14 protein-coding genes and 1 tRNA gene are annotated in these 15,444 nt (G+C 40.4%); 2 read left to right on the forward strand and 13 right to left on the reverse strand.

Annotated elements, in window-relative coordinates; genetic code table 11:
* Positions 1 to 96 precede the first annotated feature (96 nt).
* From ACPBEH_RS03860 to ACPBEH_RS03900, 9 genes are all read right to left on the reverse strand, one after another.
* On the reverse strand, positions 97 to 816 hold the full coding sequence (locus ACPBEH_RS03860) for an MIP/aquaporin family protein (RefSeq protein ID WP_011374360.1): 720 nt from the start codon (positions 814 to 816) through the stop codon (positions 97 to 99).
* Positions 817 to 840: 24 nt separating this feature from the next.
* Positions 841 to 2,667, reverse strand: a complete 1,827-nt coding sequence (gene glpO / locus ACPBEH_RS03865) for a type 1 glycerol-3-phosphate oxidase (protein WP_424349789.1) — start codon at positions 2,665 to 2,667, stop codon at positions 841 to 843.
* 11 nt (positions 2,668 to 2,678) lie between these two features.
* A complete protein-coding gene (gene glpK, locus ACPBEH_RS03870; protein ID WP_104963696.1) occupies positions 2,679 to 4,196 on the reverse strand; it encodes a glycerol kinase GlpK in 1,518 nt (505 codons plus the stop codon).
* 172 nt (positions 4,197 to 4,368) lie between these two features.
* Positions 4,369 to 5,550, reverse strand: coding sequence for a serine hydrolase domain-containing protein (locus ACPBEH_RS03875; RefSeq protein ID WP_424349790.1), 1,182 nt, complete (start codon positions 5,548 to 5,550; stop codon positions 4,369 to 4,371).
* Positions 5,551 to 5,754: 204 nt separating this feature from the next.
* On the reverse strand, positions 5,755 to 7,020 hold the full coding sequence (locus ACPBEH_RS03880) for a CHAP domain-containing protein (RefSeq protein ID WP_424349791.1): 1,266 nt from the start codon (positions 7,018 to 7,020) through the stop codon (positions 5,755 to 5,757).
* A 223-nt stretch (positions 7,021 to 7,243) separates the two neighbouring features.
* A complete protein-coding gene (locus ACPBEH_RS03885) occupies positions 7,244 to 9,061 on the reverse strand; it encodes an acyltransferase family protein (RefSeq protein ID WP_424349792.1) in 1,818 nt (605 codons plus the stop codon).
* On the reverse strand, positions 9,033 to 9,431 hold the full coding sequence (locus ACPBEH_RS03890; protein ID WP_424349793.1) for a hypothetical protein: 399 nt from the start codon (positions 9,429 to 9,431) through the stop codon (positions 9,033 to 9,035). Before ACPBEH_RS03890 ends, ACPBEH_RS03885 begins: the two co-directional genes overlap by 29 nt.
* 261 nt (positions 9,432 to 9,692) lie before the next feature.
* Positions 9,693 to 10,202: an acyl-CoA thioesterase gene (locus tag ACPBEH_RS03895; RefSeq protein ID WP_424349794.1), complete on the reverse strand. Its 510-nt coding sequence runs from the start codon at positions 10,200 to 10,202 to the stop codon at positions 9,693 to 9,695.
* 20 nt (positions 10,203 to 10,222) lie between these two features.
* On the reverse strand, positions 10,223 to 12,634 hold the full coding sequence (locus ACPBEH_RS03900; RefSeq protein ID WP_424349795.1) for a Xaa-Pro dipeptidyl-peptidase: 2,412 nt from the start codon (positions 12,632 to 12,634) through the stop codon (positions 10,223 to 10,225).
* Positions 12,635 to 12,737: 103 nt separating this feature from the next.
* Between ACPBEH_RS03900 and ACPBEH_RS03905 the strand changes: the two genes are divergently transcribed.
* Together ACPBEH_RS03905 and ACPBEH_RS03910 are read left to right on the forward strand one after the other, a co-directional pair.
* Positions 12,738 to 12,811, forward strand: a tRNA-Arg gene (locus tag ACPBEH_RS03905).
* A gap of 204 nt (positions 12,812 to 13,015) precedes the next feature.
* A complete protein-coding gene (locus ACPBEH_RS03910; protein ID WP_424349796.1) occupies positions 13,016 to 13,453 on the forward strand; it encodes a universal stress protein in 438 nt (145 codons plus the stop codon).
* A 55-nt stretch (positions 13,454 to 13,508) separates the two neighbouring features.
* Here ACPBEH_RS03910 and ACPBEH_RS03915 read toward each other — a convergent pair whose 3' ends face one another.
* From ACPBEH_RS03915 to ACPBEH_RS03930, 4 genes are all read right to left on the reverse strand, one after another.
* Positions 13,509 to 13,667: a hypothetical protein gene (locus ACPBEH_RS03915; protein ID WP_424349797.1), complete on the reverse strand. Its 159-nt coding sequence runs from the start codon at positions 13,665 to 13,667 to the stop codon at positions 13,509 to 13,511.
* Positions 13,668 to 14,267: a DUF1700 domain-containing protein gene (locus ACPBEH_RS03920; RefSeq protein ID WP_424349798.1), complete on the reverse strand. Its 600-nt coding sequence runs from the start codon at positions 14,265 to 14,267 to the stop codon at positions 13,668 to 13,670.
* Positions 14,267 to 14,575 (reverse strand): PadR family transcriptional regulator, encoded by a 309-nt coding sequence (locus ACPBEH_RS03925; protein WP_424349799.1) that lies wholly within the window; start codon positions 14,573 to 14,575, stop codon positions 14,267 to 14,269. Before ACPBEH_RS03925 ends, ACPBEH_RS03920 begins: the two co-directional genes overlap by 1 nt.
* A 109-nt stretch (positions 14,576 to 14,684) precedes the next feature.
* Positions 14,685 to 15,386, reverse strand: a complete 702-nt coding sequence (locus ACPBEH_RS03930) for a Bax inhibitor-1/YccA family protein (RefSeq protein WP_424349800.1) — start codon at positions 15,384 to 15,386, stop codon at positions 14,685 to 14,687.
* Between the last annotated feature and the right edge of the window lie 58 nt (positions 15,387 to 15,444).

The following is a 15,444-nucleotide window of genomic DNA, read 5'->3' on the forward strand; positions in this document are numbered from 1 at the left end:
TAACTAACAGCTTTAATCGAATATTAGTTATTTAAAAAGACGAACAAAAAAAGAGTGATTCATTAAATAATGAATCACTCTTTTTAAAGACGTTTATTATGGTAAAAGGACAAACAATAATGCCCCTAAAATCCCACCAACGAACGGGCCGATAACTGGAATCCAACTGTATTGCCAGTCAGAATCACCTTTATTGGCAATTGGTAATACCGCATGCGCAATCCGTGGGCCTAAATCCCGGGCCGGATTAATGGCATAACCAGTTGTCCCACCGAGTGATAACCCGATTGCAGTGATAATAACACCTACTACAAGTGGATTTAACCCTTCGGTAAATTGGCCCCGTGTCAATGCTAATAATGCGAATACCAAGACAAATGTCCCAATAATTTCACTCATTAAGTTGGCAAATGGGCTTCTAATTGCAGGACCAGTTGCAAAAGTTCCTAAAATTGCCGATTGATCATCTGTCGCTTGCCAATGTGGGTAGTACTGAATCCAAACAACGACTGCCCCCAAGAAAGCCCCGATCATTTGAGCGATGATAAATGGTAGTACAACAGACCATGATACTTTACCAATGATTGCAAAGGCGAGTGTGACCGCCGGGTTTAAGTGTGCGGGGCCCATAAATGCTGATGCGTAAACACCTAGCGTTACGGCAAACCCCCAACCTAACGTAATTGCAATCCAACCAGCACCATTGGCTTTAGTCTTTGCCAAACTAACACCAGCAACGACCCCGTCCCCTAAGAGGACTAAGATGAATGTCCCGACCAATTCGCCGAGCGCTTGGACCATGATTGAATTATCCATAAGGTTTCCTCCTTATTCAACTCACTATTTTAAATAGTCGAGTTGTGCTTCAGCGATTGCGGCATCTAATTGTGCTGTTTGACGTTCTTTTTCAGCAGCATCCCAGTTCAAAAGACGTGCCATTTCATTGATAACTGGTTGTTTGATGGCTGCCAATTGATCATTGTGGAATAAGACGAAGTTTGTCCGACGTAATAAGTAATCAACTGGTGTTAAGGTCATTTCTTCGTTAACTGAGTATCTTAAACTAATTGTTTCTTTCAAATTCAAACCTTCAGCTGTCCCTTGATCTGCATATGAAACAACACGGCTAACGTTTGAACCAAAGCGGTTAGCTAAGTCAGTGGCATCATCTTCTGAGATACCTTTACTCATTGCCACTTTTGCGTAGAATTTCAATGTATCTTCAACGTTATTAGGGTCAAAATGACCACCTGATACTTGTAACTTCTTAGAATCGATTTCACGAACGGTTTCATTGAAGTCTTTCTTCAAGATATCACGAATCATTTCTAATGCGCCAGCAGCCATCTTACGATAATCCGTAATCTTACCACCTGATAAAGTCATCAAGCCGTTTTCAGCCACTTTAAGTGAACTCCCACGTGAGACTTGTGAAGGGTTAACTGTTTCTTCTGCATGGGCTGTTCTTAATTGGCTGATTGCTTTTTCAACATCAGCACGGGCAGCAGTTTTGTTTTCATAATCATCAACAGTCTTAATTAAGTTATTGAATGATTCTTCTGAAACCTTACCGCTATTAGCGCCACCACCATTATAATCAGAACTACCATTGTTAGAGATTAATGGTCGTAAACCTGCCCAGCTTGCTTCAATATCGTTTAATGCGATATCAACGCTAGGATAACGGTTATTGACGGCTTTCAATAGATAGTCAACATCTGCTTGTTCAACACGTGGATGTTTGTAATCACCTGTGTAGTCTGTATCAGTTGTCCCGAAGTACGTCTTACCTTCGCGTGGCACAACGAAAATCATGCGCCCATCATGGAGACCTGAGTCAAAATAAGTGGGTTGTGGCACTGATAAGCGGCTGCTATCAACAACTAAATGAATCCCTTTAGTTGGACGAAGTGTTTCTTGGGCTTTCACTTCAGTATTCAAAGCGTTAACTTTATCAACCCAAGGACCAGCTGTATTGATAACTAATTTGGCATGAATATCGAATGTTTCATCTGTCAATTCATCATGTGCTTTCAAGCCATTAACGCGGCCATTAGCATCATAAGTCATGCCCACAGCCTTAACGTGGCTAGCAACTAATGCACCCAATTCGTCAGCTTCTTTGATGTTTTCGATTACTAAACGGGCATCGTTATTCACAAAGTCCAAATAGACACCGGCACCCATCAAACGATCTGATTTCAAACCAGGTTCGCGTTGAAGGACTTCTTTACGATCAATTGTGTAGTTGGCATATTGTGTCCCTGTCACCCCTGCCAATTTATCGTATAAATCCATCGCAATTTTAACACTAAACATATCATAAGTTGCTTCTGGTTCATCATAGATTGGTAAAAGCATTGGCGTAGGCCGTGGAATGTGAGGTGCGATGCCTTGAACAACCGCACGTTCGCTAACAGTATCGGCAACGACCCCTACGTCGAAAGTCTTCAAGTAACGAATCCCACCATGCACTAATTTCGTTGAACGTGATGATGTCCCTTCAGCAAAATCTTGCATTTCAATTAAACCGGTTTTAATACCCGATGCAGCAGATTGAATGGCAACCCCTGCCCCAGTGATCCCACCACCAATGATTAATAGATCAAGTTGTTCGTTCTTTAAGTTTTGAATGGTTTGTTGACGGCTATCTAATGAAAATGTCATAATAATCCTCCTTATTCGTTCATCTTATATGGACGATGTTTGAAAATTTTTGTTGCTTCAATTGCTTGTTGCCAACCAGCATATAGATCTTCACGTTCTTCTTCTGGCATGTTAGGTTCAAAACGTTGCCCGACAGAGAAGATTTGTGCTAATTCGTCTGTATCTTGCCAGAAACCAACAGCTAAACCAGCCAAGAAGGCAGCACCCATAGCCGTTGTTTCTAGGTTAGCGGCTTTTTCAATAGCACTATTTAAAATGTCAGCTTGGAATTGCATGAGGTAGTTGTTGTTTGCGGCACCACCGTCAACCCGAAGCATCTTGATATCAATGCCAGTATCTCTTTGCATGGTTTGAACAACGTCACGTGTTTGATAAGCTAATGATTGCAGTGTTGCTTTAATAATATCCTGACGGTTCGTCCCACGCGTGATACCAAGAATTGATCCACGTGCTTCAGCGTCCCAATATGGTGCGCCTAAGCCAGTAAAGGCTGGTACAACGTAAACTTCATTTAAACTCGTTGAAGCTTTAGCAGCAGCTTCAGAATCTGAAGACTTCTCAACTAATTGCATGCTATCTCTTAACCATTGAATGGCTGATCCAGCAACAAAGACTGAGCCTTCCAACGCATAGTTCACTTTACCGTTGATTGAATACCCGATTGTCGTCAATAAGTTATTTTCAGACATCGTTGGTTTTTCGCCCGTATTCATCACGATAAATGAGCCTGTCCCATAGGTGTTCTTAACCATCCCAGGTTGTAAGGCTAATTGACCAAACAAGGCTGCTTGTTGATCGCCAGCCATCCCTGAAATTGGCACGCTACTACCATAAAAATGATAAGGCGCCGTTTCGCCATAAACTTCAGAATTTGGCCGTACATCAGGTAACATTGCCCGCGGAATATTGAGGATATTTAAAATATCATCATCCCAATCCAAATCGTGAATGTTAAAAATCATTGTCCGACTGGCATTAGTGTAATCAGTGACGTGTGTTGCGCCCCCGGTTAATTTCCAAGTAATCCAAGTATCAATTGTCCCAAAGAGCAATTCGCCCTTTTCAGCACGTTCTTGTGCACCTGGCACTTGATCTAAGATCCAACGAATCTTAGTTGCTGAAAAGTAAGCATCAACAATCAAGCCTGTCTTTTTATGGATTAAATCTTCGTAGCCATCTGTCTTAAGTTTTTCAGCAATGTCGTTAGTTTGCCGCGATTGCCAAACCACCGCATTGTAAATTGGTAGGCCGGTTGCCTTATCCCAGATAACCGTTGTTTCACGTTGATTGGTAATCCCAATCCCCGCAATTTGGTTTGGTTGAATGCCAGATTTGATAAAAGCGTTTGCAATAGTCGATAAAACGGCGTTCCAAATTTCATTCGCGTTATGCTCTACCCAACCGGGTTCCGGAAAGTACTGTGGAAACTCACGTTGCGCATCCGCGACTTTTTGACCATCGTGGTTAAAAATGATTGAGCGAGTACTCGTCGTCCCCTCATCAATCGCAAGAATGTATTTTTCAGTCATTTTAATCCTCCTTTAACAAAATTTCTTTGGAAAACGTTTCCTTGTTTTTTATTATAGATTATCGGTATCCAAAATGGAAGCGTTTTGCCTAAATTAAATTTCGCACAATCTTTCTAGGGGGTTAAAAATTGCAAAAAAAGACGGTCAAGCCCTTTGCTCACCGTCTTTCTTCTCATATATTGGCCACTAACTGACTGTATAAATCACTATTCATCTTGCTTAATGATGTTTTATCGTTCTTAACATTTGAAAATAATACGATATAAATTCGACCACCATGACTGAAACCGTTTGAAACACTCCAGCCTGAAAGATAGCCACGATTGACAATTAACGCCGGATCGTTATACATGCCCATCCCATAATGAGAATCACTCCCTGGCTTAAACATCAAATCAGTCTGTTGTTGGTTAATTAATTTATGCGTCCAGAGCGCCTTATCAAAACGATACATGTCCATGGCCGTCATATACATATCGCCAACACCATAAAGTTGACTAAAGTTCGGTAACATCTCGGCTTTTTTCACACCGCCTTTGATTTGATACCCCACAGATGCATTGGCTAATTGCGAATATTGCGCTGACATAAAGCCCGTATGCGCCATCTTACTTGGTTTGATAATCTTATTTTGCAAATAATCTTGGTAATTTTGATGACTGACTTTTTCTAGAATCTTAACAAGCACAATATAGTTAGCATCCAAGTAATGCCATGTTCCTGGTTGCCCTTTAGTCCCGTTTTCAATAATTTCAGTTAATAATTGGTCACTCGACTTTTCCTGATTATCCTGATCACGCCCCACAATACCGGAAGTATGATGCAGTAAATCAGTCAATTTGATCCGCTGACCGTTAGGAAATTTTGGTAAATATTTCGCCACTGGATCAGTCACTTTCAATTTACCTTGCTGATTTAATTGTAAAATACCAGTAGCAATCAACGCCTTTTCAGTTGACGCGATTGGGTACAGTGTATCTGGTGTATTCACCCGTTTTGCCGCTTCATTAGCAGTGCCATACCCTTTATTAAGCATAATCTTGTTATCTTTAACGATCAATGCCGTTCCCGAGAAGTTAACTTGCTTAAAATATTGATCTAATGCATTATCAGCAACCACCGTTGGTATCGGCTTAGTCGCTTCTTTTTCACGCGCTTTTTGTTTTTGAATACTTTCAGATTTGACCATTGCTGCCTGTTTTCTTTGCCGTTTTCGCTGTTGCGCCAGTTTTTCAACCCTTTCTTGTTGCGCCGCCTTCTGATCGATGTGTGTTTTAACAATGTAACCACCTACCAAAAGAACGCCTAATATAACAACAATACTGCCAGTCATCATTAATTTTCGTTTCGCCACCTAATTATCCTCCCCAATTGATAATCTTCTCTCGTTATTAATAATGTACAATACTTATGCTAGCATTAGAAGTGACAATATTGTTATCTTAAAAAGGAACTGCAACTGAATTTTTATACTGAAACGCTCAATTGCAACACAAAAGAGGCTTATCCAAAATGGATAAGCCTCTTTCACTAAATTTTTAAGATTAGCATTCAAAGATTAACGGTGAATATACATGTAGCTGCCGCCATCTGAAAGTGTTGCAGTATTTGGACCAGCTGCGTTAGCAAAACCCATCCCGCCTTGTGTAATTGTGACACTGTTGCCACTAACTGATTGTACATACCCAACGTGACCGTACGTAGGATCAGCAGTCCATTGACCACCTACTGATTGACCAGGTACAAAGACAATGATTGCGCCGGCTGAAGGTGTGTGATCGACACGGAAACCAGCTGCTGAGGCAGAAGCACCCCATTGACCGCCATTCCCCCAGTTGTTACCAGCCCAAGGTGCAACTTGTTTAACGTACCAAGTACATTGACCCCATGCATATGAGTTGCCAGCAACATTACCATGTGAACTACCGTCACCTTGGCTCACATTACTATCGTCGTTAGATTTTGTTGATTCGCTGTTGTCACTTGCTTTATTTTCTACTTTACTTGAAGTGCTTGCTTTGCTGTCACTTGAAGTACTTGTTACTTCAGTTTTATCTGAAGTATCCTTAACCGCTTTAGTTGCTTTTGTTTCTTTAGCCTTATCATTAGCAACTTTTAAAGCAGAAGCAGCTTCATCATATTGTGTTTGTAGCGCTTCTAATGTTGCTTTATTATCGTTAACCTTTTGGTTTAATGCATCTTGTTGTTGATCTGATTTAGCCTTCATGGCCTTCAAATCAGTTTGTTGTGTTTCAAGACTTGTCTTTTCAGCTTGTAAGTTAGATTTAGTTGTTTCTTGTTCTGTCATTAAATTTGAATATTCTGTTTTAGCTTCTTTAACATCTTCTAAAGCTGATTTACTTGCTTGATTCAACTTGTTGACTGTGAATGATCTTGCAACAAGATCAGAAAAATCTTTTGAGTTCAAGACGAAATCAAAGTAAACATTCCCGCTGACAGTGTCCCCTGTTTGTTTTTGTAAGGCAACGAGTTGTGCCTTAAGGACAGTTGTTCTCTTTTGAACTTCTGCTTTTGCGCTTGTAATTTGTGTTTTTAAAGTAGCGATTTTTTGAGTCGCTTGATCAATATTTGTTTTAGTCGTTTCAATTTTCGTCGTATTATCAGTGATTTGTTGTTGTAATTTAATATTGTCAGCATTGGCTGCAGCAATATCCTTTAATAATTTGGCAGTTTCACTTTTATTATTTGTAATGGCTTCTTGTGTTTCATCAACTGTGGCTGCTTTAACTGCGACTGTATTTAGTGCTGAAACGGCCACCATACTCATTACAATTGCGCTTGTGATTACTTTTTTGAAAGACATTTTTTATAATTACCCCGTGTTTTATTGATAGGTTCTAGTATAGACCAATAATGTTACATTCATATTACAGCCAAGTTACAACCATAAGTCGACTTCAAAAAAAGCCACTAATGCCAACGATTAAGGGGCACAACTGGTTATTTGCACCTTAATTCTGCCTTGATTCTAAAAAGAGCACCAATCAATTAGCCTTAAAAACTAATTGATTAGCGCTCTTTTTTAATTATGCTTTTACGGTCTTTTTACCGGCCGTCTTAATAGCATCGTTAATGCCCTTAGTGTATAAAACATTGCCTTTTTCAATGCCACCAAAATGGGTGCCGTCAGTCCCCACAAAAACTTCGGGGTGACTAGCAGCGATTTTATTCCAATCCGTCACCGTGATAAATGGGTATTTAGCCGGTAACGTCCGTTCATAGACCGCAATTTTGGTACTGTCATAAGTCGCATCCGCATGACCATCGTAAGGGGTCATAAAAATCAGGCGATGCCCTTTTTTCAAATCATGGACAATCTTATCGATTTGTTCTTTAAAATCAGGGAAAGCATTCGTCCCAATACAGATCACAACGTATTCTCGCAATTGATTATTGTTTTGCTGGTCCGTCAACACGTCGTACGCCTGATCCATTCTCCGGTTACCTTCAGCATTAATATCGCTATTTTTAACGTGTTCTAATAAATAACTCCGTGCACCTAGCGTGACACTATCACCGATAATACTAATGCCTTGGGGCACATTATAGTTGGCTTGGCTAACTGGCGCCACTGGTTTAGGCTGGCTAACCTTAGCGTGAACCGCCTGAATTTGATCAGTATCTTGATAAAGATTACCGACCCAGAGATGTTGTTCTAAAGAGGACATATGCGGTGCGTCGACTGCATAGTTAGCTGTCACCACACCTAAAATCACCATTACGAACAACAACGGTCCGCCGATTGCCTTTTGGTAAGCAACTGGTTTGCCCATCAAAAGCGGTTCGATGTAATAATAAGACAGTGTTGAGAAAATAACCGAGCCAATTAAGGCCGCCACTACTGCTTTGATATTATTGTTAAAGTAACTTAAAAAGATAATGTACAATGGCCAGTGGAAAAGATACATTGCATAGCTAATATCCGCTAAATAAGTAATGAAGCGTGGTTCAGCCACATTAGGCGCCTTATCATGTAGCAGGCGTGCAAAGATAATGAGACAGCCCGTGATTAAACTCCCTAGTAAGATACCATAAGCATACGTACTAGGTTGGTCAAACTTCAAACGCGTTCCTAAACCCAATAATAGCAATGCACTGACTACAAACCCTGTCAACGGCGTTTTCCAAGTCAAACGACTCGTTAATTGATTAAAGCCTTTTGCTGATTGACCAACCCCACAAAAGCTCCCAATCGTCGCACCGGCAAAGAATGGATAACCATGCGTTAAACTTGAGAAATAAATCGGTGAATATTCAGATAGCCCTTTAATTTGCGTAAACATTGATAGAAAACTAACGGCAAATAAAACAAACGAAACACTGAAGATAGCCGTTCTGAAATACTTCGCACTTTTGACAGCTCTTGAAACAAGATAGACAATTAAGCCCCAAATTAAATAAAAGTGCATTTCAACTGCTAATGACCAAGTATGCACAAATAAGTGCGGGATAAAATTAGTTTCGTAGCTGCCACCTGTACTAATTTCATAAAAATTAGTTGTAAAACTTAAAGTCGCAGTAATTTGTTTCGTTAAATTCGTTCTTAAATCCGGATTCGCAATTAAAGACAGCGGCACCGCGATTAAAACCATTAATAATAGTGGCGGAAAAATCCGGTTAAATCGGCGCCGATAAAACGCCCATAACTTCACTTTATCGCGTCGAATAAATTCATCAATAAACAGTGCTGTAATTAAGTAGCCTGAAAAGGTGAAAAAGACATCAACTCCGACAAAGCCACCGGCATACCTTGTTTTAAAATAGTGATAGTATAAAACCATCCCTAGGCCAAAAATTCGAATTAAACTAAACCATCTAATTCTTGCTTTCTTGATACTTCCCATTAACGAGATCCCCCTTATAAGTTACATGGTTTTTCTTCAGTTCACCTTTACCATAAGGTGCGCCCGCTTTAAATTGGCCTTTGTACTGCCAACCTTCATGAGAAATAAATTGCCCGGTGCCTTCAAACCGACCATTTTTAAATTGGCCGGTATAATAGTCGCCATTTTTTAACATTAGTTTGCCATCACCACTGAAACGGCCCTTTTCAACCGCCCCACGATACTGCAATCGATCACGATCTAAGTTAATCGACTGTACCCCATTATCACGTGGCCTCAGTGTAATCACTAAACACACAAAAACAATTAACAAAAGGATGCTCAACATAACGTTAGATCCTTTTGAAAAAAAACGCTTCACTTGTTGCATTTTGTCACAATCCTCCCCCAAAATAACCCCCTAAGTTATTAACCAGTTTTGTTAATAACCGTTGCCATTAAACCAATTAACACTTATGCTAACTAACGTAATTAAACCCTTAAATTTTTTAGCACCATAAGCATACCAACTTTATCATAATTTAGATGTGCTGCCAATCCAGTATTTTAAAAACTCATCTATCATTAACTATTCATTATTCCTGATGAAGGCATCAAAAAAGCTAGTCACTAAAGTGGCTAGCTTTTTCGGTTAATAATCCCATGGATAATCGAGATTAATTTGTTGATTAAACGTTTGTTGATTTTTAAAATTAGCCAAGCGCTGCGCTTTTCTTTGACCATAACCCGCGCAGATAAATTCTTCTTCTGCCGTCGTTGGTGCAATCGCAGGTAAGTTCGGCGTTTTTTCAGTGGTGACAAAGGTTAAAAAGGCCGTCAAACCTAAGAAACGCTCACCAGTTTGCAGATGTTCACCAATAATTTTTGTAAAAACTTCAATTGAGCGGTGGCCGACACCAACAACATAACTTTCGATACATAAGGAATCTTGTAATTTAAACGGTGCAATAAAATTTAATTGATCGATACTGGCCGTCACGGTTTCAACGCGCGCTAACCGGCTCGCCGCAATCGATGCTGCACCATCTAGTAGTTCCAATAATCGCCCACCATAGACCGTCTCGTGCTCGTTTAAATCGCTCGCAAACACACGATGGTTGCTGATTGATAAAGTTTGGCGACAAGTGATTGTTTCTGTCATTCAAAACGCTCCATTCACAATTAATCCAAGGTAGGAATTACTAAGCGACTCGCACCTAGATCCACCTGGTATTGGTTTTGTTGTTCTTCACGCAAGGTCATCCCCATATCAGTCGCATAGATTACCAAACCTAATTGATGGCCCGCTGCTAAATGGTAGTGCGTTGGTTGCAAGTCTAGTTGCACCTCATAAAAAGTCCCTGCGTCGACTGTCTCGGTTTGATAACTATTATGACGATTTTGTAAATTGAGATGGCCCTTAGTAATCAACTGATAAGGACTAAGTGCACCTAATTTAAATTCTTTCAAATCATCATAACGCCAGTGATAACCCAATTGCTGTCCTTTAGCGGCTAAAACAGCTGGCGTTGTGCCTAGGCGGCTGAACAGGCCATAATCAACCAACATAACACTCAATAAACCACGATCAGTATTGACTGCAACTTTCGTTTTCAACTGTACCCGGCCATCAATCACCAATTGTTTCGATTGGGCCGGTGACAACAATAATAAGCGATTTTGCGTAAAGTTAGATTGTGGTGCTATTAATTGATCCTGCCAAGCGGCCTCACTGAGATGCTGTTTTTTAAACGTAGCAACACCATCATCACTAAAATCTGCTACAGAGGTCGTTAGCGTCTGATCTAACCCTAGGTGTTCTGGATCATTTAAGAAATATGTTTGCCGTGGATTCTTAGGGTTTAACCAATCATCTTGGGTATGCCAAGTCGCTTCTTGCGTATTATCTTGAATTGTCACGGTTGGTAAGACCTCCGGCGCATGGTTATCAATATCTAACAACTGATAACTCAACCACAAGTTCATCATATCAGTAAAGTCGATTGATTGAATATTATTCATATAGATGTGTTGCCCTTGGTGCAAGAAAATTTTCTTTTCGATTGGTAGTTGCCGTAAATCATCCCATAGTGCGCCGGCATTTTGTAATTTAACGTTCCAATCATTTAAACCATGGACTAAAACGACATCACAATTGATTTTTTGAACATTATCCCGGTAATTACGTTCGGCCCAAAAGGCGTTGTAATTCCCTGTAATCCGATCTTGACCTTCTCGTAAAGCTGTTAACTGCTCTTCAAAAAGTGCGCCGGATTTAGCGTGATCTGCTGCATCCATCTCTCTAGTTTGACAGAGTTTCGCTAAAACATCTGCATCTTCACCTTGGCAATCAACAGGGGCCACTACTAAGCCATTTTCACGGTAGTAATCATACCAACTGGAGATGGCTGCTTCAGCGATCACGGTCTTCAACCCTTCGACACCGGTTGTCGCAGCGGCAGTCGCCAAGGTGCCTAGATAAGACTTCCCAGTCATGGCAACTTTTTGATTACACCACCAAGCCTTAATTTCAATCCGGTCTGTTTTATTAGTGTACGCACGGCGGTTGCCCGCTAACCATTCAATAATCGCGGTTGTAGAGGCTGTTTCTTCAGGTGAGCCACACGTCCGCATGCCATCTGAACCCCGAGTCCCAATTCCACCGGCATAAACCGTCGCAAACCCCCGTGCTAAGAAATAATCATTCAACAGGTAGTTACTATCATCAGCAGCTTCTAATTCTGTCTCAGTGGTTTCTCCTAATGGTTCTCTGGCTGCTGGTACAGATTGCTTGGCCTCAGTCTTCAAATCCGCCAAGTTAGGTTGAATAGCCGCTTTAGGTTCAATTGGCACATCGACGTTATGCAAATCGGCATCAACATCGTTAGTCCCCTTATAATAAGGTCTAGCCGTGTATAAAACAGGGACGCGTAAGCCTTGTTCCGTTTCCTTAGGTCTAAAGATTGTCGTTTCGAGCAAGTCAAGGTGCCCGTCCAAATCGGTATCCAAACTCGATTCAACATAAACGACTTCACGAATAAAGTGTTGTGTCTCAAACACGGGTTGGGTTTTACCATTAAAAATTAAGAACTCGGGTGAAGCCGCTTTTTGCCAGTGCGCAAAGAAGCCGCGATTAGCCAAGCAATCTAAATAAAGCATGCCATTTTGACTACGGGTTGTTAATAGGAGGTAAACAGCTTCTAAAAAAAGTTGTTGGGTTAAGACTGGTTGATCAACATATGGTATGCCAACTTTTGCCATGAATCGCCGAGGGTGATTAAATTGAAAATCGGTTGTCACCTTAAACCCTAATAGTTGCAATGCAATATTATAAAACGTCCGCTGATCAAACGATGTCGAGATGCTTGCCAAATAATCGGCTAAGTTTAAACTAGCTGTCGCTTGAATTTTTTGCATCTGTTCATTTTGAGCCGTTTTTGAACGCGCCTCTGGGAAGAATCGAGCGAATATTTGTTGCGCTAACGCTTGAACTGATAGTGCTTCATAACCTTCATCAAGGAGCTTAATCCGTTGTAAGGCCTTTATTTGTTCCGAATAAGTGGTGGTTAACCGTGCAAACTGATTTAATTTCATTTTTTTACCCCATTTCTGCGAATTTCAATTGACATCAGATACTTCAATTGCTTATAATATAGCATGTTGCTTGATATTCTAAAAGCAATAACCAATCTTTTTTGTCATAGTAGCTCAGCTGGATAGAGCAACGGTCTTCTAAACCGTAGGTCGCGAGTTCGAATCTCGCCTGTGACATTTTAGCGTCATTCGGTACAATTCTAATAGATGGGAACGTTATTAAATCAACGTTCCCATCTATTTTTTATGCGCTAAAACGTTAAAAAAACACAGTTACCACAATTTAACCACAATTTTCGGCGTAAGCGTTTTAATTGTTTAAAGCGCCCCAGCCTAATATACTTATCTTAACAATAAGTTACTTAGAAAGGGTGTTGTCTTATGTTGACAAATTATCAAAAAATTCTAGTCGGTGTCGATGGCTCCGACCTTGCTAATAAGGCTTTTATGGAAGCCGTTGAAATTGCTAAGCGCAACGATGCCGAATTATTTGTCGCGCGAATTGTCCCGAATGATATTTTCGTCTCGCCAGATGCAAGTATGTACGCCAAGGTGACCGCCTTAGAGAAAGATCGGGTAAAATCCCAACTGGCCGCTAACGTGCGTTACGCACACAACCACGGCCTCGAAAAGATAACCCCGATTCTAGAAGTCGCCTCCCCTAAAAAAGAAATTGCGATTCGCATCCCCGAAGAATTTGGAATTGACCTCATCGTCTTAGGCATCACCGGTAAAGGTGCTATCGAACGAATGATGGTTGGTTCTGTCGCCCAATACGTCAGCAGCCACGCTAAGGCTAACGTTTTGCTCGTCAAATAAGGATTTAAAAAGGCACGTCCTACAAAATTTTGTAGGGCGTGCCTTTTTTACGGTCTTAAAAATTAAACGTTCTAAACCAATCATGACTGCCTTGCTCCTGAAAAAGGCCACCATCAAAGCCACTTAGTGTATAACTCACACCCATGATTAAAAGGCCAATCACAATCATTGCTAAACTAATTTTAAACCAATTCATTCTAATTTTTGTGAGCATTTAAGCCACCGCCTTTGATTGTCTTTTACTTTTTTGAATCAGCCACCGTGTTAAGCTGATTGAAAACTGCACAATATATTTCGAAAAATACCACGTTATCCCACCGATTAAAATGCCGACACCCACCATCGCAAAACTAATGCCCAGTTGCATCATGCCGACTACCGCACCTTCGTTTAACGCAACAAAACATGAAAAAACTAAACTAACAGCCCCACCAATGATGCTAGCAACCGCCAGCGTACCACCGATAAACGGTCCAATCCATAGTAATAAATAACCAACTGCGAGTAAAACAATTGCGGTTAATAGCAAACTACCCCAAAGTGGCGAACCCAACACCAACAATACGACCAACGTTACTAATAATACCGGCGACATTCTTTTATGTTGAACCTGTGTTGGTTGAAACTGATCTGCTAATTGACTAGCGATTTGGTGAGGTGTCTCTAAACTAGCAATTACGGCCGCCTCAGTTTCACCGCCTTCAATACGATCATCAATTAATTCATCGTAATAATCAATTGTATTGGCAGCATCACTCACACCATAGCTTGTTAAAGCAGCTGCTAAGTCTTTGATAAAGTCATTTTTAGTCATTATGCTTCTCCTTTAATATACTCATAGATTGCTGTTACTTGCGTCCATTCATTTATAAACTGTTCAATCGCAGCCGCCCCAATTGGTGTTAGATGGAAATATTTCCGTAAACGTCCGTTATGAGCCACCTGATAACTTTCAATCTGTTCTTGTTTTTCGAGCCGTTTTAAGATGGGATACAAAGTTGAATCAGAGATTTCAATGACACTTGAAGTATCTTTAATAATCTGATAGCCATACGAATCGGCTTTTTTAAGCGTTGCTAAAACACAAAATTCTAACAACCCCTTCTTTAATTGCGCGTTCATGTCATCATCCTTTCAAAATATAATACTATATTATACATAGTATTATGTCAAACATAATTACGCACAAAAAAACGTTACCGACCATTAAGTCGGTAACGTTTTTTTAAACTTAGTCTCGATTACCGAAACCAAAGATTTGGATCATTGTAATAAATAAGTTAACGAAATCTAGATAAAGTGTTAAAGCACCCATCACGGCTAATCCTGAGATTGAAACCTCCCCAGTTGAACCGTATTGACGGTATAACAAGCTTAGTTTTTGGTTATCCCAGGCTGTTAAAATGATGAAAACAATTAACATCGCATAAGATAAGAAGTACTCGATGGCAGCTGATCCCATGAAAGCATTAACGAGGGATACAATAATAATCCCAATTAAGCCCATCATAGCAAACTTCCCAAAACCACTTAAGTTGTTCTTCGTCATCCGGCCGTAAACCGACATCGCGACAAAGACCAACGCACTTGAAACAAATGCAGCGCCAATCTGACCGATATTATACGCTAATAAGATCACCGTAAACGTTAATCCGTTTAACAGCGCATAAGCAATAAACATCATCATTGAAGCTGACGGATTTTTGGTTGCCTTGCGACTGATCTGAACGACCAAAATCATTTCGACAATCATTAATCCCCAGACCATCCAAGTACTGCTACTGCTTAAAATGGCTACGGTTTGACTTGCAAAAACTGTGACTAGTAAAACAGCAACTAGAGCTGAAATACCAACACCTAAAGCCATTAATCCGTATACTTTACTAAAAAATCGTGATTCGCTATCGACATTGACAACGCGTCTTCCATCCATGAATAATCACCTCTTAATATTTCTAACGAGGTATAATCCTCGGTTAGCAATATTGTAA

Source organism: Latilactobacillus parasakei (assembly GCF_049674265.1).
Taxonomy (GTDB): domain Bacteria; phylum Bacillota; class Bacilli; order Lactobacillales; family Lactobacillaceae; genus Latilactobacillus; species Latilactobacillus sakei.

Coding starts and splice junctions, on each gene's coding strand:
- ACPBEH_RS03920 (WP_424349798.1), bottom strand. CDS start 14,267: ATGACTAAAAATGACTTTATCAAAGACTTAGCAGCTGCTTTAACAAGC.
- ACPBEH_RS03915 (WP_424349797.1), bottom strand. CDS start 13,667: ATGCTCACAAAAATTAGAATGAATTGGTTTAAAATTAGTTTAGCAATG.
- ACPBEH_RS03930 (WP_424349800.1), bottom strand. CDS start 15,386: ATGGATGGAAGACGCGTTGTCAATGTCGATAGCGAATCACGATTTTTT.
- ACPBEH_RS03885 (WP_424349792.1), bottom strand. CDS start 9,061: ATGGGAAGTATCAAGAAAGCAAGAATTAGATGGTTTAGTTTAATTCGA.
- ACPBEH_RS03890 (WP_424349793.1), bottom strand. CDS start 9,431: ATGCAACAAGTGAAGCGTTTTTTTTCAAAAGGATCTAACGTTATGTTG.
- ACPBEH_RS03900 (WP_424349795.1), bottom strand. CDS start 12,634: ATGAAATTAAATCAGTTTGCACGGTTAACCACCACTTATTCGGAACAA.
- glpK (WP_104963696.1), bottom strand. CDS start 4,196: ATGACTGAAAAATACATTCTTGCGATTGATGAGGGGACGACGAGTACT.
- ACPBEH_RS03925 (WP_424349799.1), bottom strand. CDS start 14,575: ATGAACGCGCAATTAAAGAAGGGGTTGTTAGAATTTTGTGTTTTAGCA.
- ACPBEH_RS03910 (WP_424349796.1), top strand. CDS start 13,016: ATGTTGACAAATTATCAAAAAATTCTAGTCGGTGTCGATGGCTCCGAC.
- ACPBEH_RS03895 (WP_424349794.1), bottom strand. CDS start 10,202: ATGACAGAAACAATCACTTGTCGCCAAACTTTATCAATCAGCAACCAT.
- ACPBEH_RS03880 (WP_424349791.1), bottom strand. CDS start 7,020: ATGTCTTTCAAAAAAGTAATCACAAGCGCAATTGTAATGAGTATGGTG.
- glpO (WP_424349789.1), bottom strand. CDS start 2,667: ATGACATTTTCATTAGATAGCCGTCAACAAACCATTCAAAACTTAAAG.
- ACPBEH_RS03860 (WP_011374360.1), bottom strand. CDS start 816: ATGGATAATTCAATCATGGTCCAAGCGCTCGGCGAATTGGTCGGGACA.